At 68.1% G+C, this 17201-nt stretch carries 16 protein-coding genes; 9 read left to right on the top strand and 7 right to left on the bottom strand.

What is annotated here, in order from left to right; all coding sequences use genetic code 11:
* Both JHD63_RS02775 and xrtH read left to right on the top strand, forming a co-directional pair.
* The coding region (locus JHD63_RS02775) for a phosphoribosylformylglycinamidine synthase subunit PurQ (RefSeq protein ID WP_198969129.1) at positions 1–784 on the top strand (784 nt) is incomplete at its 5' end.
* Positions 785–868: 84 nt separating this feature from the next.
* Positions 869–1384 (top strand): exosortase H, encoded by a 516-nt coding sequence (gene xrtH / locus JHD63_RS02770; RefSeq protein ID WP_198969128.1) that lies wholly within the window; start codon positions 869–871, stop codon positions 1382–1384.
* A gap of 15 nt (positions 1385–1399) precedes the next feature.
* On the opposite strand, the gene mgtA is transcribed toward xrtH, so the two are convergent.
* Positions 1400–4138, bottom strand: coding sequence for a magnesium-translocating P-type ATPase (mgtA, locus tag JHD63_RS02765; RefSeq protein ID WP_198969127.1), 2739 nt, complete (start codon positions 4136–4138; stop codon positions 1400–1402).
* 133 nt (positions 4139–4271) lie between these two features.
* Here mgtA and JHD63_RS02760 point away from each other — a divergent pair, with 133 nt between their 5' ends.
* Positions 4272–5051, top strand: a complete 780-nt coding sequence (locus tag JHD63_RS02760; RefSeq protein WP_198969126.1) for a heparan-alpha-glucosaminide N-acetyltransferase — start codon at positions 4272–4274, stop codon at positions 5049–5051.
* Positions 5052–5184: 133 nt separating this feature from the next.
* Here JHD63_RS02760 and JHD63_RS02755 read toward each other — a convergent pair whose 3' ends face one another.
* The 6 genes from JHD63_RS02755 to JHD63_RS02730 form a co-directional block, all read right to left on the bottom strand.
* The gene (locus JHD63_RS02755; protein ID WP_198969125.1) at positions 5185–5970 is read right to left on the bottom strand and encodes a peptidylprolyl isomerase; all 786 of its coding nucleotides are present in this window, start codon (positions 5968–5970) and stop codon (positions 5185–5187) included.
* 131 nt (positions 5971–6101) lie between these two features.
* Complete coding sequence (locus JHD63_RS02750; protein WP_198969124.1) at positions 6102–6377, bottom strand: BolA family protein; 276 nt, start codon at positions 6375–6377, stop codon at positions 6102–6104.
* A complete protein-coding gene (locus JHD63_RS02745) occupies positions 6374–6919 on the bottom strand; it encodes a septation protein A (protein ID WP_198969123.1) in 546 nt (181 codons plus the stop codon). Before JHD63_RS02745 ends, JHD63_RS02750 begins: the two co-directional genes overlap by 4 nt.
* A gap of 73 nt (positions 6920–6992) precedes the next feature.
* Positions 6993–7415, bottom strand: a complete 423-nt coding sequence (gene msrB, locus JHD63_RS02740) for a peptide-methionine (R)-S-oxide reductase MsrB (protein WP_198969122.1) — start codon at positions 7413–7415, stop codon at positions 6993–6995.
* Positions 7412–8872, bottom strand: coding sequence for a protein adenylyltransferase SelO (locus JHD63_RS02735; protein ID WP_198969121.1), 1461 nt, complete (start codon positions 8870–8872; stop codon positions 7412–7414). Before JHD63_RS02735 ends, msrB begins: the two co-directional genes overlap by 4 nt.
* Positions 8873–8916: 44 nt before the next feature.
* Complete coding sequence (locus tag JHD63_RS02730; protein WP_198969120.1) at positions 8917–9933, bottom strand: AraC family transcriptional regulator; 1017 nt, start codon at positions 9931–9933, stop codon at positions 8917–8919.
* 408 nt (positions 9934–10341) lie between these two features.
* On the opposite strand from JHD63_RS02730, the gene JHD63_RS02725 reads away from it, so the two are divergent.
* From JHD63_RS02725 to JHD63_RS02700, 6 genes are all read left to right on the top strand, one after another.
* Positions 10342–11982 carry a 3-(methylthio)propionyl-CoA ligase gene (locus JHD63_RS02725; protein ID WP_198969119.1) on the top strand — a complete coding sequence of 547 codons (1641 nt, stop codon included), beginning with the start codon at positions 10342–10344 and terminating at the stop codon, positions 11980–11982.
* Between the two features lie 137 nt (positions 11983–12119).
* Positions 12120–13355: a branched-chain amino acid ABC transporter substrate-binding protein gene (locus JHD63_RS02720; protein ID WP_198969118.1), complete on the top strand. Its 1236-nt coding sequence runs from the start codon at positions 12120–12122 to the stop codon at positions 13353–13355.
* 90 nt (positions 13356–13445) lie between these two features.
* Positions 13446–14399 carry a branched-chain amino acid ABC transporter permease gene (locus tag JHD63_RS02715; RefSeq protein WP_198969117.1) on the top strand — a complete coding sequence of 318 codons (954 nt, stop codon included), beginning with the start codon at positions 13446–13448 and terminating at the stop codon, positions 14397–14399.
* Position 14400: 1 nt separating this feature from the next.
* The gene (locus tag JHD63_RS02710; protein WP_198969116.1) at positions 14401–15705 is read left to right on the top strand and encodes a branched-chain amino acid ABC transporter permease; all 1305 of its coding nucleotides are present in this window, start codon (positions 14401–14403) and stop codon (positions 15703–15705) included.
* The gene (locus JHD63_RS02705; protein WP_198969115.1) at positions 15702–16487 is read left to right on the top strand and encodes an ABC transporter ATP-binding protein; all 786 of its coding nucleotides are present in this window, start codon (positions 15702–15704) and stop codon (positions 16485–16487) included. Before JHD63_RS02710 ends, JHD63_RS02705 begins: the two co-directional genes overlap by 4 nt.
* Positions 16487–17182, top strand: a complete 696-nt coding sequence (locus tag JHD63_RS02700; RefSeq protein WP_198969114.1) for an ABC transporter ATP-binding protein — start codon at positions 16487–16489, stop codon at positions 17180–17182. The genes JHD63_RS02705 and JHD63_RS02700 overlap by 1 nt, the downstream gene beginning before the upstream one ends.
* The last annotated feature ends 19 nt before the right edge of the window (positions 17183–17201 follow it).

Genomic DNA, 17201 nt, shown 5'->3' with positions numbered 1-17201 from the left:
CCCCGCCATCGTCGGCGCCGCCCGGCCGCGCGTGGCCATCCTGCGCGAGCAGGGCGTCAACTCGCATGTGGAAATGGCCTACGCCTTCGACGCCGCCGGCTTCGAGGCGGTGGACGTGCACATGACCGACCTGCAGACCGGCCGCGCCGCGCTGGCCGACTTCCGCGGCGTGGTGGCCTGCGGCGGCTTCAGCTACGGCGACACGCTGGGCGCGGGCATCGGCTGGGCGCGCAGCATCACCTTCAACCCGCTGCTGGCCGAGCAGTTCGCCGCCTTCTTCGGGCGCGCCGACACCTTCGGCCTGGGCATCTGCAACGGCTGCCAGATGTTCGCCGAACTGGCTGACATCATCCCCGGCGCCGCCGCCTGGCCGCGCTTCACCACCAACCAGAGCGAGCGCTTCGAGGCGCGCCTGGCCATGGTCGAGGTGCTGGAGTCGCCCAGCCTGTTCCTGCAGGGCATGGCCGGCTGGCGCCTGCCGATCGCCGTGGCGCACGGCGAGGGCTATGCCAACTTCGCGCGCCGCGGCGACCCGGCCGCGGCGGTGGCCGCGCTGCGCTACGTGGACAACGCCGGCCGCCCGACCGAGCGCTACCCGTTCAACCCCAACGGCAGCGCCGGCGGCCTGACCGGCGTGACCACGGCCGACGGCCGCTTCACCGCGCTCATGCCGCACCCGGAGCGCGTGTTCCGCAACGTGCAGATGAGCTGGACCGGCGGCGACCCCGGCGCACCGAGCCCGTGGATGCAGATCTGGCGCAACGCGCGCAGGTGGGTGGGGTAGGCTTCACCGGTTTGCGGCCTCCTTCGCACAGCCAGTCGACATTCCGATTTCCCTGCCGCCCCGCTTGCGGTACCCTCTCGCCCCATGTTTCGATTCTTTGCCATATTCCTGACGGTTCAACTGTCGCTCTTCGGTATCGAACTGCTGCAGCCGGTGCAGCAGCATTTCGTGCTGCCCTGGACGGCGCTGCTGGCGCGGGTCTGCGCTGCGCTGGTGCTCTGGTTCGACCCGAACGTGACCTCCGCGGGCAAGGTACTGTGGGACACCAAGACGGGTTTCGGTGTCTCCATCGAGCCGGGTTGCAACGGCGTGGAGGCCTGCATCGTGCTGTTTGCCGCGATCCTGGCCTACCCCTCGACCTGGCGGCAGAAGCTGCAGGGCCTGGCCATCGGCCTGGTGGCGGTGCAGGCGCTCAACGTGGTGCGGGTGGTCAGCCTGTTCTATCTGGGGCAGTGGAGCGACACGCTCTTTCGCTTTGCGCACGAGTACCTGTGGCAGGCGCTGATCATGCTCGACGTGCTGGCCGTGTGGCTGCTGTGGGCGCGCAGCGTGGCGCGGCGAACGCCTGCCGAATCTGCGCCCACGCCGACGCCGGCCTGAGCGGCCCGGGCGCGGCTACTGCCAGCCGTAGCGCCGCGCATAGAAGCCCTTGACCGCCTGCGTCAACGCCATGTAGCCCAGCAGGATCGGCACCAGGCACACGAAGTAGAACGGCGGCAGCGCCTGCAGCTTGAAGTAGTGCGCCAGCGGCCCCATCGGCAGGAAGATGCCGACCGCCATGATGAGGGCCGTGCCGATCATGAGCGCGGGCGCCGCGCGGCTCTGCAGGAACGGGATCTTGGGCGTGCGGATCATGTGCACCACCAGCGTCTGCGTGATCAGGCCCACCACGAACCAGCCCGACTGGAATAGCGTCTGGTGTTCGGGCGAGTTGGCGTGGAACACGTACCACATCATCAGGAAGGTGGTGATGTCGAACACCGAGCTGATCGGCCCGAAGAACAGCATGAAGCGGCCGATCTCGGCCGGCTGCCAGCGCTGCGGCGCCTGCAGCATCTCGGCGTCCACGTTGTCGAAGGGGATGGCGATCTGCGAAATGTCGTACAGCAGGTTCTGCACCAGCAGGTGCATCGGCAGCATCGGCAGGAAGGGAATGAAGGCGCTGGCCACCAGCACCGAGAACACGTTGCCGAAGTTGGAGCTGGCCGTCATCTTGATGTACTTGAGCATGTTGGCGAAGGTGCGCCGGCCCTCCAGCACGCCTTCCTCCAGCACCATCAGGCTTTTTTCGAGCAGGATGATGTCGGCCGCCTCCTTGGCGATGTCCACCGCCGTGTCCACCGAGATGCCGATGTCCGCGCTGCGCAGCGCCGGCGCATCGTTGATGCCGTCGCCCATGAAGCCGACCACGTGGCCGTTGCCCTTGAGCGCGCGCACGATGCGCTCCTTGTGCGCGGGCGTGAGGCGCGCGAAGACGTTGGCGCCTTCCACCGCCCGCGCCAGCCGGGCGTCGTCCATGGCCTCGACCTCGGCACCCAGCAGCATGCCGTCGACCGACAGGCCGACCTCGCGGCAGATCTTGGCGGTGACGCGCTCGTTGTCGCCGGTCAGCACCTTCACCGCCACGCCATGGGCATGCAGCGCGGCAATGGCCGGCGCGGTGCTTTCCTTGGGCGGGTCCAGGAAGGCGACGTAGCCCACCAGCGTCAGCCCGGCCTCGTCGGCCACGCCGTAGGTGTCGCGCGCCGGCGGCATGTCGCGCACCGCCACCGCCACCACGCGCAGGCCTTCCTCGTTCTGGGCGGCGGTCACGGCGCGGATGCGCTCCAGCAGCGCGGGCGTGAGCGGCTCGGTGGCGTCGCCGTGGCGCACCTGGTCGCAGACCGAGAGGATTTCCTCCACCGCGCCCTTGCACACCAGCAGGTGGTGCTCGTCGTGCTCGGCCACCACCACCGACATGCGGCGGCGGGTGAAGTCGAACGGGATCTCGTCCACCTTGCGGAAGGCGGTGGCGATCTCCAGCTCGCGGTGCACCTCGGCATGCTCCAGCACCGCGACGTCGAGCAGGTTCTTCAGCCCGGTCTGGTAGTAGCTGTTGAGGTAGGCCATCTCCAGCACGTCGTCGGAGGCGTCGCCGAACGCGTCGGTGTGGCGCGCCAGGAAGATCCTGTCCTGCGTCAGCGTGCCGGTCTTGTCGGTGCACAGCACGTCCATGGCGCCGAAGTTCTGGATCGCGTCCAGGCGCTTGACGATGACCTTCTTGCGCGACAGCACCACCGCGCCCTTGGCAAGGGTCGAGGTGACGATCATCGGCAGCATCTCGGGCGTGAGCCCGACCGCCACCGACAGCGCGAACAGGAAGGCCTGCAGCCAGTCGTGCTTGGTCAAGCCGTTGATCAACAGCACCAGCGGCACCATCACCATCATGAAGCGGATCAGCAGCCAGCTCACCTTGTTGACGCCGGCCTGGAACGAGGTGGTGGCCGGGGCGGCCGCGGTCACGCGCTGCGCCAGCGCGCCGAAGTAGGTGCGCCCGCCGGTGGCCACGGCCACCGCCGTGGCTGAGCCGGAGACCACGTTGGTGCCCATGAACAGCAGGTTCTCCAGCTCCAGCGGGTTGGTCGCCGCGAGGCTGCGCGGCAGGGCGAACTTCTCCACCGGCATGGACTCGCCGGTCATCGCGGCCTGGCTCACGAACAGGTCCTTGGCCGAGAGCACCCGCAGGTCGGCCGGGATCATGTCGCCCGCGGACAGCAGCACCACGTCGCCCGGCACCAGCTGGCGGATCGGCTCTTCCACGCGCGGCGGCCCGGCCATGGCCTTCTCGGGGGCGGCGGCGCCATCGGGCCGCAGCACGGTGGCGGTGTTGCTCACCATGGCCTTGAGCTTGTCGGCCGCGTCGTTGGAGCGCGACTCCTGCCAGAAGCGCAGCAGGGTGGACAGCAGCACCATGGTTCCGATGACGATGGTGGCCTTGGTGTCCTCGGTGAGCCAGGACACCAGCGCCAGCAGCGTGAGCAGCAGGTTGAACGGGTTGCGGTAGCTCTGCCACAGGTGGCGCCACCAGGGCAGCGGCTTGTCCTGGGCGACCTCGTTCGGGCCGAACTCGGCGCGCGCCGCGTCGGCCTCGGCCAGGCTCAGGCCCTCGGGGCGCGAGCCGAGCGACTGCAGCAGCGCGCCGGCGTCGCTGCGCGCCGCCGCGCTCAGCGCCTGACCGAGCGAGGCCGGCATCTCGCGGCTGACGTCGGTGCCGGCCAGGGACTCGAACAGCGCCAGGCGCTGGAAGTGCCGGTAGAAGCCGCGGCTGATCAGGAGCCGCGCGAAGAAGCTCCTGAGAGCGTGGAGGAGAGTCATGCGGTGCCCCCTGTGTCGTGCCATGCCGGCGGCCGTCGGCGCCGGGTCAGGGCTGCACTCTAGGCGCAGAACCTGACCGGAAGCCCGCACTTCGGTCAAGAGGAGGTAATGCTGCTCGGTTATCGTGCCGGCCATGATTTCTCTTTCCTCCGCAGGGCCGGCGCGCGGCCCTCGCGCGGGCGCGGTCGACGCTCTGCGCGGCGCGGCCGTGGTCTGGATGACCGCCTTCCACTTCTGCTTCGACCTGTCCTTCCACGGTTTCTGGCGCCAGAACTTCCTGGGCGACCCGCTCTGGACGCTGCAGCGCACGGCGATCGTCAGCCTGTTCGTGTTCTGCGCCGGCCTGGGGCAGGCGCTCGCGGTCGGGCAGGGGCAGGACTGGGCGCGCTTCTGGCGGCGCTGGCGGCAGGTGGCGGGCTGCGCGCTGCTGGTCACGGCCGGCTCGTGGTGGCTGTTCCCGCGCAGCTTCATCTACTTCGGCGTGCTGCACGGGCTGGCGGTGATGCTGGTCGTGGCGCGGCTCACGGCGGGTGCCGGCGCCGGCCGCTGGCTCTGGCCGCTGGGCGCGCTGGCCGTGGCCTCGCCCTGGCTGGCCGGCGCGCTGCTGCAGGACGGCGCGCTGGCGCCGCTGTTCAACGGCCCCGCGCTCAACTGGCTCGGCTGGATCACCCGCAAGCCGGTGACCGAGGACTACGTGCCGGTCTTTCCCTGGCTCGGCGTGCTGTGGTGGGGGATGGCCGCCGGCCACTGGGCGCAGCGCCGCCGGCCGCACTGGCTGGCGCTGGGGCAGGGCCATGCCGCGCTGCGCCCGCTGGCCTGGCTGGGACGCCACAGCCTGCCCTGGTACATGCTGCACCAGCCGGTGCTGCTGGGGGCGCTGGCCTTGCTGTCCGCCTGGCTGCACGGCGGCTGAATCTGCATGAAAAGTGACTGAAGCCCAGGTTTTTTCTGGGCTTTGCGCTATATCTTTTGTAGCGAATGCCGGTGCCGCGCAGGCGTGAAAAACGGCCCCGCAAGGCCGTTCGCCACGAGCGCGGGGAGGACGCTTACTCGATCTTGGCCTTGGTGCGCAGGTCTTCCTGGTACTTGGCCAGCTTCTGCTGTTCCAACTGCTGCATCAGTTGCGGCTTGACTTCCTCGAACGAGGGCAGCTTGGCGTCGCGCACGTCGTCCAGGCGGATGACGTGCCAGCCGAACTGGCTCTTGACCGGCTCGGTCGTGGTCTCGCCCTTCTTGAGCTTGACCATCGCCGCGGTGAATTCCGGCACGTAGCTGTTCGGGCTGGCCCAGTCCAGCGCGCCGCCGTTGGCGCCGGAGCCGGTGTCCTTCGACTGCTTCTTGGCGATGTCATCGAACTTCGCGCCCTTCTTCAGGCGGGCGATGATGTCCTTGGCGTCGCTTTCCTTCTCGACCAGGATGTGGTGCGCCTTGTATTCCTTGCCACCGTTGGCGGCGACGACCTTGTCGTACTCGGCCTTGGCTTCCGCCTCGGTGACCGGGTTCTTCTTCATGTAGTCGGCGAACAGTTCGCGGATCAGGATGGTCTGGCGGGCCAGCTCGATCTGGTTCTTGTAGTCGTCGGTGGCTTCCAGGCCGGCCTTCTGCGCTTCCTGCATGAAGACTTCCCGGGCGATGACCTCGTCCTTGATCTGCTGCTGCACTTCCGGCGTGATCGGGCGGCCGGACTTCTCCACCTGCCGGGTCAGGATGTCCGCGCGCGACTTGGGCACGGCCTTGCCGTTGACCACGGCGATGTTCTGGGCGAAGGCCGGCAGGGCCAGCGCGGTCATGAGGGCTACGGCTGCGATGCCGGACGCACGGGTTTTCTGCATGGTTGTTTCCTTGAGAGTCCTGGAAATTTCGAAGGGGAGGGGACGAAACGCTGCACTACCAGAGGCGCTGCGGCGAAGAGACGGCCGGAGGGCCAGGGGAAAAGAATGGGGATTGGCGGGCCGCAACGGTTTCAGAGTGTTTCGATCGCCAGCGCGTGCACGCCCTGGTCGATGAAATCGCGCAGCGCATCATACACAAGCCGATGCTGCGCCACGCGCGGCTTTCCGGCGAATGCGGGCGCTGCGATGCGCACCCTGAAATGGGTGCCGAAGCCGGTGCCGTTGGCGCCCGCGTGGCCGGCATGCGCGGCGCTTTCGTCCAGCACTTCGAGCCGGGTGGGCGTCAAGACCTGGGTCAGGCGCTGGTGCAGGCCTTCGGCGGTGAGGGACAGGGCAGGGGCGCTCATTCGGGCTTGGCCTCGTCGGTGTTCATGAAGCGGCTCAGGTAGAGCGCCTGCGCGATCACGAAGACCACCATCAGCCCCATGCCGCCGAACAGCTTGAAGTTGACCCAGGTGTCGGTGTCGTAGGTGTACGCCACCCACAGGTTGAGTGCGCCCATCACGGCGAAGAAGCCGACCCAGCTCCAGTTGGCGACGCGCCAGGCGTGCTCGGGCAGCTGCATCTGCGCGCCCATCACCGACTTGAGCAGGTTCTTGCGGAACAGCAGTTGCCCGCCCATGAGCACGGCGCCCATCACCCAGTACAGCACGGTGGGCTTCCACTTGATGAAGGTGTCGTTGTGCGCGATCAGGGTGGCGCCGCCGAACAGCACGATCACGCCCAGGCTCAGCCACTGCATCGGCTCGATGCGGCCATGGCGCCAGCGCAGGTAGCCGATCTGCACGATGGTGGCGGCGATGGCAATGCCCGTGGCCGCGTAGATCCCGTACAGCTTGAAGGCCGCGAAGAACAGGATGATGGGAAAGAAGTCGATCAGCAGTTTCATGCGGCGCGGAAGTGTTCCGGTCAAGGGCGGCGAGGTGGCAAGAGCGCGATTGTCGCCTGCCGCCCGGTGCAGTTCAGGAGGCCTCGGGCGTGAACTCCAGCGACGCGGAATTCATGCAGTAGCGCAGGCCGCTGGGCGCCGGGCCGTCGGGGAACACGTGGCCCAGGTGGGCGTCGCAGCGGGCGCAGACGGTTTCGGTGCGCACCATGCCGTGGCTGCGGTCGACGATCTCGCGGATCGCGCCGGGCACGGCCTGCGAGAAGCTCGGCCAGCCGCAGCCGGCATCGAACTTGGTGCTGGCGTCAAACAGCAGGTTGCCGCAGCAGATGCAGTGGTAGCTGCCATCGGCCCAGACGGCGTTGTACTTGCCGGTGAAGGGGCGCTCGGTGGCCGCATGGCGGGTGACCTCGAAGGCGCCGGGCTCGGCGCCTTTCTGCGCGAGCAGCGCCTTCCATTCGGCATCGGTCTTGCGTGGGGTGGCGGTGTCGTCGGTCATGAGGAGCAGCTTATTTCGATGCGGGAGGCCCAGTCGGGCGGGAAGCCGGCGTAGTCGTCCTGGCCGGGGTGTTCGTCAAAAGGCGATGCCAGCAGCTTCAGCAGGGTATCGACTCCGCCGAAGTCGAGAAGTTTCGCGCGCCGTATCGCCAGTTCGCCCAGATGGTTGCGCAGCACGAATTTCGGATTGGTTTTGAGCATCAAATCGCCCGCCAGCCCAGCTACTTCCTGGGCTAGCCGCTCTGAATAGGATAGCATCCACTGGTCGAAGGCGTCGCGTTCGGCGAACAGGTCGCGCACCGGCTCCAGGGCGCCGTCGGCAACGTAGTGCGACAGTCGTCGCCAGAAGATGGTCCAGTCCACCCTGCCGCCGGCCAGCAGGCGCAGCAGGCGGTCGAGCAGCGCGGCATCGCCCTCCTGCGCGTCGGCCAGGCCGAGCTTGGCGCGCATGCGGCCGAGGTACTCCTGCGGGAAGCGGCTGCGGTAGGGCTCCAGCGCGGCCAGCGCCTGCTCCTCGCTGCCGATCAGCGGCAGCAGCGCCTGGCCCAGGCAGAACAGGTTCCAGTAGGCGACGTTGGGCTGCTGGTCGAAGGCATAGCGGCCCTGGCTGTCGCTGTGGTTGCAGATGTGGCGCGGGTCGAACGCGTCGAGGAACTGGAACGGCCCGTAGTCGATGGTCAGGCCCAGGATGCTCATGTTGTCGGTGTTCATCACCCCGTGGCAGAAGCCCACCGCCTGCCACTGCGCCAGCAGGCACGCGGTGCGCTCGCCGACGGCGCGCAGCAGGTGGGCGTAGGCATTGCCGGCCTGGGCATCGGCCGTGCGGCATTCGGGGTAATAGCGCTCGATCACGTAGTCGGCCAGGCGGCGCAGTTCGTCGATCTGCCGGCGCGCCGCGAAGTGCTCGAAATGGCCGAAGCGGATGAAGCTCGGCGCCACGCGCGCGACCACGGCGGCGGTTTCGATCTCCTCGCGCTGCACCGGCGCGGGCGAGCCGGTGACGCTGAGCGCGCGCGTGCTCGGGATGCCCAGTCCATGCATGGCCTCGCTGCAGAGGAATTCGCGGATCGAGGAGCGCAGCACGGCGCGGCCGTCGCCCATGCGCGAATAGGGCGTGCGGCCGGCGCCCTTGAGCTGAACTTCCTGGCCCGACGCCGTCTCGCCCAGCAGGATGGCGCGGCCGTCGCCCAACTGGCCGGCCCAGACGCCGAACTGGTGGCCGCTGTAGACGCTGGCCAGCGGCCGGCTGCCCGGCAGCGGCACGTTGCCCGTGAGCGCCTGCAGCGCCTCGTCGGACGCCAGCCAGTGCGGGTCTAGCCCCAGCGACCGCGCCACGTCGGCGCTGGCGGCGATCCAGTACGGCTCGGGCAGCGGAGTGGGGCGCAGTTCCGTGTAGAAAGCCGGCCCGAGTGCGGCAAAGCCCGGCTGCCAGGGGATCGGGGGGCGAAGGGGATGCATCGGGGAATTGTCCCCCAGCCCCTATGCCCGGTGGCGGACAGGGTTCATGCGCGCAACTGCTGGCGGTACTGCCCCGGCGGCATGCCGAACCAGCGCCGGCAGGCGCGGAACAGATTGCTCTGGTCCATGAAGCCGAGCAGGTCGGCCACCTCGGCCAGGCTGCGGCGCGGCTCGCCCAGGTACTGCTGCGCCAGCTCGCGGCGGGTGTCGTCCAGCAACTGCTGGTAGCTCACGGCCTCGGCCTGCAGGCGGCGCTGCAGCGTGCGGTCGGTCAGGCCGAGCAGGGCGGCCACGTCCTCGCGGCGCGGTTCGCCCTGGGGCAGCAGGCGGGCGATCTCATGGCGCACGCGTGCGCTCGCGCAGGTCAGGCCGAGCTGGTCGAGTTCGTTTTCCACCAGCTTTTCATGCAGCGCCCACAGCTCGGCGTTGTGCGTGGGAATGGGGTAGAGCAGGTCGGCCTGCGACAGCAGGATGCGGTTGGCCTCCTGGCCGAAGCGCGGCATCAGCCCGAAGGCGGCGCGGTAGCCGGCCTCGCAGGCGGCAGGCGGCGGGGCCGCCATGAACTCCACGGCCAGCGGCTGGATCTCGCGCCGCGTTAGCCAGTTGCACAGCATCAGCAGCGTGAGCATGGCGAACTCCTGGCGCTGGCGCGGTACCGGCCGCGTGGCGCCGACGTGGTGGATCGACAGCCAATGCCCGCGCGCGTCGCGCTCCAGCCCGAAGCAGGTGGCGTTCGAGATCACGGCCATGTGCCGCTGCAGGTCCTGGAAGCCCGCCATCAGGCAGGGCCCCGAGGCCATCGAGTAGCCGACCAGGTCCACGTTGCCATAGCGCGAGGCCAGTCGCCGGTCCAGCCCCAGGGTGGGATTGCCCGAATGCGCCACGGCCCGCTCCCAGAGCCGGCTCACGCGATCCACGTCGACGCGGGCCTGCGAATGCTGCAGCGCGGCAAGGTCGATGTCGGCCTCGGCGCACAGCGCCTGCAGGGCCAATCCCTCGGCGGCCATCATGTCCAGGATGCCCCGGACCCAGGCGGCAGAGCTGCTGCGCGGCGTCGTCATGCCCGGGTTTTCCATGATGCCGCGGGGCGTGTTTGGCGTTCTGAAGTCACTGTTTTGGCGTGGTTGCGATAGCAGCGTTGGGACGGGCCATTCCTAGAATTTTTGCAGCGCGGCGAATGACTGCGCAGTGTGACCCATGGGCGGCCGCCCCGTGCGGGAAACCCCAGAAAACCATCAGGAGACACGCATGCGGACTGGACAACCAGGGCGCGCGCCATCACGCGGACTTATTCAGCGTTGCCCTAGGGTATGTCCCAAACGGGCACGCCAGGGTGCCGCCGGAATGCGACAACACAATACGCCAACCGTGCCGTGCCCACCTGGCGTCCGGGCGGGGACCCAGGGCTCCTGCAGGGGCCGTGGCGCCGTGCGCCGGTTGCCAAACCAATTCACTTGAGGAGTTCGTCGATGCTGGGTTTGATGCAGAGCCAACCGCTTTTGATCTCGTCGCTGCTGGAGTTCGCGGAGCGCCACCACGGCGACGGGGAGATCGTCTCGCGCAGGGTGGAGGGCGACATCCACCGCTACACCTACGGCGACCTGGCCCGCCGCTCCAGGCAACTGGCCCATGCGCTCGACGGCCTGGGGCTGGCGGAGGGCGACCGCGTGGCCACGCTGGCGGTCAACGGCTACCGGCACCTGGAGCTGTATTACGGCGTGAGCGGTTCCGCCCGGGTGCTGCACACCATCAACCCGCGCCTGCACCCGGACCAGATCGCATGGATCGTCGGCCATGCGCAGGACCAGGTGCTGTGCTTCGACATGTGCTTCCTGCCCATCGTGCAGGCGGTGCACGCCCGCTGCCCGGCGGTGCGGCAATGGGTGGCGCTGTGCGAGGCCGACAGGCTGCCGGCGGACACCGGCATCCCTGGCCTGGTGAGCTACGAGGCCTGGATCGGCGCGCAGTCCGATCGCTACGACTGGCCCCGGTTCGACGAGAACACCGCGTCGAGCATGTGCTACACCAGCGGCACCACCGGCAACCCGAAAGCGGTGCTCTACAGCCACCGCTCCAGTGTGCTGCATGCCTATGGCTCGGCGCTGCCCGACGTGATGTCGCTGTCGGCGCGCGACTCGGTGCTGCCCGTGGTGCCCATGTTCCACGTCAATGCCTGGGGCATTCCGTACTCGGCGCTGCTCACCGGCTGCAAGCTGGTGTTCCCCGGCGCGGCGCTGGACGGCAAGTCGGTGTACGAGCTGATCGAGGCGGAGGGCGTGACCTTCGCCGCCGGCGTGCCCACCGTCTGGCAGATGCTGCTGGGCCACATGAAGCCGCAGGGCCTGCGCTTCTCCACGCTCCAGCGCACGGTGATCGGCGGCTCGGCCTGCCCGCCGGCCATGATCTCGGCCTTCCAGGACGAGTACGGCGTGGAAGTGCTGCACGCCTGGGGCATGACCGAGATGAGCCCGCTGGGCACGCTCTGCACGCTCAAGAACAAGCACCTGGCGCTGCCGGCCGAGGAGCAGATGCGGATCCGCATGAAGCAGGGCCGCTGCATCTATGGCGTGGACATGAAGATCGTCGACGCCGAAGGCCGCGAGCTGCCCTGGGACGGCAAGACCTTCGGCGACCTCTACGTGCGCGGACCGTGGACGGTCGATTCCTACTACGGCAGCGACGCCAGCCCGCTGGTGCCGGACGAGCAGGGGCGCGGCTGGTTCCCCACCGGCGACGTCGCCACCATCGACGCCGACGGCTTCATGCAGATCACTGACCGCAGCAAGGACGTGATCAAGTCAGGCGGCGAATGGATCAGCTCGATCGACATCGAGAACATCGCCATGGCGCACCCCGCGGTTGCCATGGCCGCCTGCATCGGCATGCCGCACCCCAAGTGGGACGAGCGCCCGGTGGTTGTCGTGGTGCGCCGTCCCGGTGCCGTGCTCGAGCGCGACGAACTGCTCAAGTTCTACGAAGGCAAGACCGCCAAGTGGCAGATGCCGGACGACGTCGTGTTCGTCGACAGCATCCCGCTCGGGGCCACCGGCAAGATGCTCAAGACCCGCTTGCGCGAGCAGTTGAAGGACTACCGCCTGCCGCAGGATTGAAAGCGGCGGCGGCGGATGGCGGGCGGCGCAGTCGCCCAGGTTACAGGGCGCCCGGACGCTACGGGCATTCCCTGTTCAGAGGGCCATGCTTGCCTTGTAAGCTGGCCCGATCAAGGCAACCCTAAGGAGACCAAAGCATGCGATTCACCCTGAAGACGACAGTGGCTTCCACCCTGCTGGCGCTGGCCGCAGGCGCATCGGCGCAGAGCGGGGAAACCGTCAAGCTCGCCTGGCTCGATCCGCTGTCGGGCCTGATGGCCGCGGTGGGCACCAACCAGTTGAAGACCTTCCAGTTCCTGGCCGAGGAATTCAGCAAGAAGAACGCCGCGGGGGTGAAGTTCGAGATCATCGGCATCGACAACAAGCTCAGTCCGCAGGAAACCACCAGCGCGCTGCGCTCGGCCATGGACCAGGGGGTGCGCTACATCGTGCAGGGCAATGGCTCGGGCCCCGCGCTGGCCATCATGGACGCGCTGGAGAAGAACAACGCGCGCAATCCCGGCAAGGAGGCGCTCTACCTCAACTACGCGGCGGTGGACCCGGACCTGACCAACAGCAAGTGCAGCTACTGGCACTTCCGCTACGACGCCGACACCTCGATGAAGATGGAAGCCCTGACCTCCTACATCAAGGAGCAGCCCGAGGTCAAGAAGGTCTACCTGATCAACCAGAACTACGCGCACGGGCAGCAGGTCTCCAAGTACGCCCGGCAGATGCTCAAGGACAAGCGCCCGGACGTGCAGATCGTCGGCGACGACTTCTCGCCGCTGGCCCAGGTGCGCGACTTCTCGCCCTACATCGCCAAGATCAAGCAGTCGGGCGCCGACACGGTGATCACCGGCAACTGGGGCTCGGACCTGGCGCTGCTGATCAAGGCCGCCAACGACTCCGGCCTGAACGTGAAGTTCTACACCTACTACGCCGTCACCACCGGCACGCCCACGGCCATGGGCGCCGCCTCCGACGGCAAGGTCTACCAGGTGGGCTATGGCCACTACAACATGGGCGGCGAGATGCAGCGGCTGGCGGACCAGTTCAAGGCCCGCTTCAACGACGACATGTATTCCACCAACGCCTACACCGTGTTCCAGTCGCTGGTGGACGCCTTCGTGAAGGCCAAGTCGACCGACCCGGTGAAGGTCGCCGCCGTGCTCGAGGGCATGAAGTTCAAGAGCTTCAACGGCGAGGTCGACATGCGCAAGAGCGATCACCAGTTGCAGCAGGGCCTCTACATCACGCGCTGGGAGAAGGCCAGCGCCAAGTATCCCTACAGCCCCGAGAACACCGGCTACACGCTGGCACCGGTCAAGTACTACGACGCCTACGTCGCCAGCACGCCGACCTCCTGCCAGATGAAGCGCCCGGGCTCCTGATCGCGCCGCGCCAGCCGGCCGGTTCCCGCCACCCCGACGCCGGCCTGGCCGAGCGGCGGAGGTGGCCTTTCTTTGACAAACGCCGACGCGATGAATTCCGAATTCCTGGTCATCTCCCTGCTCAACGGGGTGAGCTACGGGCTGCTGCTGTTCATGCTCAGCTCCGGGCTCACGCTCATCTTCAGCATGATGGGCGTGCTCAATTTCGCCCACACCAGCTTCTACATGCTGGGCGCGTACTTCGCCTATTCGATCTCCGGGGTGGTGGGTTTCTGGCCCGCGCTGTTCGTGGCGCCCCTGCTGGTGGGCGCGCTCGGCGCCCTGTTCGAGCGCTACTGCCTGCGCCGGGTGCACAAGTTCGGCCACGTGCCGGAACTGCTCGTGACCTTCGGCCTGTCCTACCTGGTGCTGGAGCTGGTGCAACTGGTCTGGGGCCGCTCCACCGTGCCCTACGGCCTACCCACCCAGCTGCAGGGGCCGCTGTTCACGCTGTACGGCACGCAGTTCCCGAAATCGCGCTCCTTCATCATGCTGGTGGCGCTGCTCATGCTGCTGTCGGTCTGGCTGCTGCTGACCCGCACCCGCATCGGGCTGGTGATACAGGCCGCGCTCAAGCACCCGGACATGGTCGAGGCGCTGGGCCACAACGTGCCGCGCGTGTTCATGCTGGTGTTCGGCGGCGGCGCCGCGCTGGCCGGGCTGGCCGGCGTCATCGGCGGCAACACCTACATCACCGAGCCGGCCATGGCGGCCTCGGTCGGCTCCATCGTCTTCGTGGTGGTGGTGGTCGGCGGCATGGGCTCGCTGGCGGGGGCCTTCCTGGCCTCGCTGCTGATCGGGCTGCTGCAGACCTTCGCCGTGGCGCTGGACTGGTCGATGGCCGGCGGCCTGCGCTCGCTCGGCATGGCCGTGACCGACCAGACCTTCGGCTACCCGCTGCTCAAGCTCACGATCTCGCAGGTGGCGCCGATCCTGCCCTACCTGCTGCTGGTGCTGATGCTGATCTTCCGCCCCAAGGGCCTCCTGGGCACGCGGGAGGACTGATATGCACGCTCCTTCCACCCACTACCGCTTCCAGCCGCTGAACATCGGCCGCTACCTGCTCTGGTCGCTGTTCGCGCTCGCGCTGGCCGTCGCGCCGCTGCTGTTCACCAGCAGCCTGGCGCTGACCATGCTGTCGCAGATCGGCTACCTGATCATCATCTGCCTCTCCTACAACATCCTGCTGGGGCAGGGCGGCATGCTGAGCTTCGGGCATGCGGTCTATACCGGGCTCGGCTCTTTCATCGCGGTGCACGCCATGAACATGGCGGCGCGGCAGGGCGGCCTGCAGGTGCCGCTGGTGCTGATCCCGGCCGTCGGCGGGCTCGCCGGGCTGTTCTTCGCGGCGCTGCTGGGCTTCGTCACCACGCGCAAGTCGGGTACCACCTTCGCCATGATCACGCTGGGCATCGGCGAGCTGGTGGCCTCGATGGCGCTGATGTTCCCGGAATTCTTCGGCGGCGAGGGCGGCATCACCACCGACCGCGTCTATGGCGCCAGGTTCCTGGGGCTGGACTTCGGCCCGCAGATCCAGGTGTACTACCTGATCGCCGTCTACTGCTTCGTCTGCACCGGGCTGATGTTCGCCTTCACCGGCACGCCGCTGGGGCGCATGCTCAACGCGGTGCGCGACAACCCGGAGCGGGTCGAGTTCATCGGCTACAACACGCAGCGGGTGCGCTACTTCGCCTTCATCATCTCCGGCTTCTTCGCCGGGATCGGCGGGGGCCTGGCGGCGATCAACTTCGAGATCGTCACCGCGGCCGACAGCGTGAGCGTGCTGCGTTCGGGCGGCTACCTGCTGTTCACCTTCCTGGGCGGCGCGACCTTCTTCTTCGGGCCGATGATCGGCGCGGTGCTGCTGGTGTTCGCTTCGGTGCTGCTGTCGGAGCTGACCAAGGCCTGGCTGCTGTACCTGGGGCTGGCCTTCCTGCTCATGGTGATGTATGCGCCCGGCGGCATCGCCAGCCTGATCATGATGAACCTGCGGGTGCTGCGCTTTGGCCGCTTCAAGCCGCTGCTGCTCGGCTATGCGGCCCTGGTGGCGGGCGCGCTGGTGGCGCTGGCCGGCGCGGCGGCGTTGATCGAGATGCTCTACCACGTGCAGCTGAACGCCGCGCTCGGGCCGGAGCTGCCGTTCCTGGGCCTGACCCTGCGCGTGGACCGCGCCATGAGCTGGATCGGCGCGGTGCTGGTGCTGGCGGTGGGCCTGGTGCTGCTCGAGGCCGCGCGCAGGCGCTTCATGGTGGGTTGGAGTGCGGCCCAGGAAGCCATCGAGCGCCAGTTGCGCATGAAGGAGTCGACATGAACGCCGCGCCGCCCGCAATTGAGCTGCGCGACCTGCGCAAGAGCTTCGGCCGCACCGACATCATCCGGGGCGCCCACCTGTCGGTGGCGCCCGGGGAACGCGTGGCCATCATCGGCCCGAACGGCGCGGGCAAGTCCACGCTGTTCAACCTGATCAGCGGCCGGCTCGCGCCCAGCAGCGGCGAGGTGCTGCTGCACGGCCAGCGCATAGACGGCAAGCCGCCCTACGAGATCAACCGCATGGGGCTTGCGCGCAGCTTCCAGATCACCAACATCTTCCCCAAGCTCAGCGTGTTCGAGAACCTGCGCTGCGGCGTGCTGTGGAGCCTGGGCTACCGCTACAGCTTCCTGCGCTTCCTCTCGCGGCTGCACGATGCCAACGCGCGGGCCGAGCAACTGGTGGGCATGATCGGCCTGAAGTCCAAGCGCGACGTGCTCGCGGTCAACCTCACCTACGCCGAGCAGCGCGCGCTGGAGATCGGCGTCACCATCGCCGGCGGCGCCGACGTGATCCTGCTGGACGAGCCCACCGCGGGCATGAGCCGCAGCGAGACCCGGCATTTCATCAACCTGATCCGCGAGGTCACCGTCGGCAAGACGCTGCTGACGGTGGAGCACGACATGGGCGTGGTGTTCGGCCTGGCCGACAAGATCGCGGTGGTGGTCTATGGCGAGGTGATCGCCTTCGACACACCGGAAGCGGTGCGGGCCAACCGCCGCGTGCAGGAGGCCTACCTGGGCTCCGCCGTGGCCGACAGCCAGGCAGACGAAGGGGGCCATTGATGCTCAAGATCGACCAACTCCATGCCTACTACGGCAAGAGCCACGTGCTGCACGGCGTCACGTTCGACGTGCGGCCGGGCGAGATCGTGGCGCTGCTCGGGCGCAACGGCTCGGGCCGCTCCACCACCGCCAAGGCCATCATGGGCCTGGTCGACTGGCAGGGCGGCCTGCTCTGGAAGGGCCGCTCGCTGGAGGGCCGCAAGGCCTACGAGATCGCCCACCTGGGCCTGGGCTACGTGCCGGAGAACCGCGACATCTTCCCCAAGCTCACGGTGCACCAGAACCTGCTGCTGGGGCAGAAGGGCGCGGGCAAGGGCAGCCGCTGGACCTTCGAGGACATGTACGCCATGTTCCCGCGCCTGAAGGAGCGCCAGCACACCGAGGCCGGCGTGCTCTCCGGCGGCGAGCAGCAGATGCTCACGCTGTGCCGCACGCTGATGGGCGACCCGGACCTGATCATCATCGACGAGCCCACCGAGGGCTTGGCGCCCAAGATCGTGGAACTGGTCGGCCAGTACCTGCGCCGGCTCAAGGATCGCGGCATCTCGGTGCTGCTGATCGAGCAGAAGCTCACCATCGCCATGGAGATCTCCGACCGGGTGCTGCTCATGGGCCATGGCAGCATCGTGTTCGAAGGCACGCCCGCGGCCCTGCGCGAGAACGCGGGGGTGCGCAAGGAGTGGCTGGAGGTGTGAGCGGGGCCGCGGGGCGCTT

Origin of the sequence: Xylophilus sp. ASV27 (assembly GCF_016428875.1) — a bacterium.
Classification (GTDB): Bacteria; Pseudomonadota; Gammaproteobacteria; order Burkholderiales; family Burkholderiaceae_C; genus Xylophilus.
The sequence above is the reverse complement of the archived record's forward strand: the minus strand, read 5'-3'. Positions and strand labels throughout refer to the sequence as shown.

Coding starts and splice junctions, on each gene's coding strand:
- JHD63_RS02700 (WP_198969114.1), top strand. CDS start 16,487: ATGCTCAAGATCGACCAACTCCATGCCTACTACGGCAAGAGCCACGTG.
- JHD63_RS02725 (WP_198969119.1), top strand. CDS start 10,342: ATGCTGGGTTTGATGCAGAGCCAACCGCTTTTGATCTCGTCGCTGCTG.
- xrtH (WP_198969128.1), top strand. CDS start 869: ATGTTTCGATTCTTTGCCATATTCCTGACGGTTCAACTGTCGCTCTTC.
- msrB (WP_198969122.1), bottom strand. CDS start 7,415: ATGACCGACGACACCGCCACCCCACGCAAGACCGATGCCGAATGGAAG.
- JHD63_RS02735 (WP_198969121.1), bottom strand. CDS start 8,872: ATGCATCCCCTTCGCCCCCCGATCCCCTGGCAGCCGGGCTTTGCCGCA.
- JHD63_RS02705 (WP_198969115.1), top strand. CDS start 15,702: ATGAACGCCGCGCCGCCCGCAATTGAGCTGCGCGACCTGCGCAAGAGC.
- JHD63_RS02730 (WP_198969120.1), bottom strand. CDS start 9,933: ATGACGACGCCGCGCAGCAGCTCTGCCGCCTGGGTCCGGGGCATCCTG.
- JHD63_RS02745 (WP_198969123.1), bottom strand. CDS start 6,919: ATGAAACTGCTGATCGACTTCTTTCCCATCATCCTGTTCTTCGCGGCC.
- mgtA (WP_198969127.1), bottom strand. CDS start 4,138: ATGACTCTCCTCCACGCTCTCAGGAGCTTCTTCGCGCGGCTCCTGATC.
- JHD63_RS02760 (WP_198969126.1), top strand. CDS start 4,272: ATGATTTCTCTTTCCTCCGCAGGGCCGGCGCGCGGCCCTCGCGCGGGC.
- JHD63_RS02755 (WP_198969125.1), bottom strand. CDS start 5,970: ATGCAGAAAACCCGTGCGTCCGGCATCGCAGCCGTAGCCCTCATGACC.
- JHD63_RS02720 (WP_198969118.1), top strand. CDS start 12,120: ATGCGATTCACCCTGAAGACGACAGTGGCTTCCACCCTGCTGGCGCTG.
- JHD63_RS02710 (WP_198969116.1), top strand. CDS start 14,401: ATGCACGCTCCTTCCACCCACTACCGCTTCCAGCCGCTGAACATCGGC.
- JHD63_RS02715 (WP_198969117.1), top strand. CDS start 13,446: ATGAATTCCGAATTCCTGGTCATCTCCCTGCTCAACGGGGTGAGCTAC.
- JHD63_RS02750 (WP_198969124.1), bottom strand. CDS start 6,377: ATGAGCGCCCCTGCCCTGTCCCTCACCGCCGAAGGCCTGCACCAGCGC.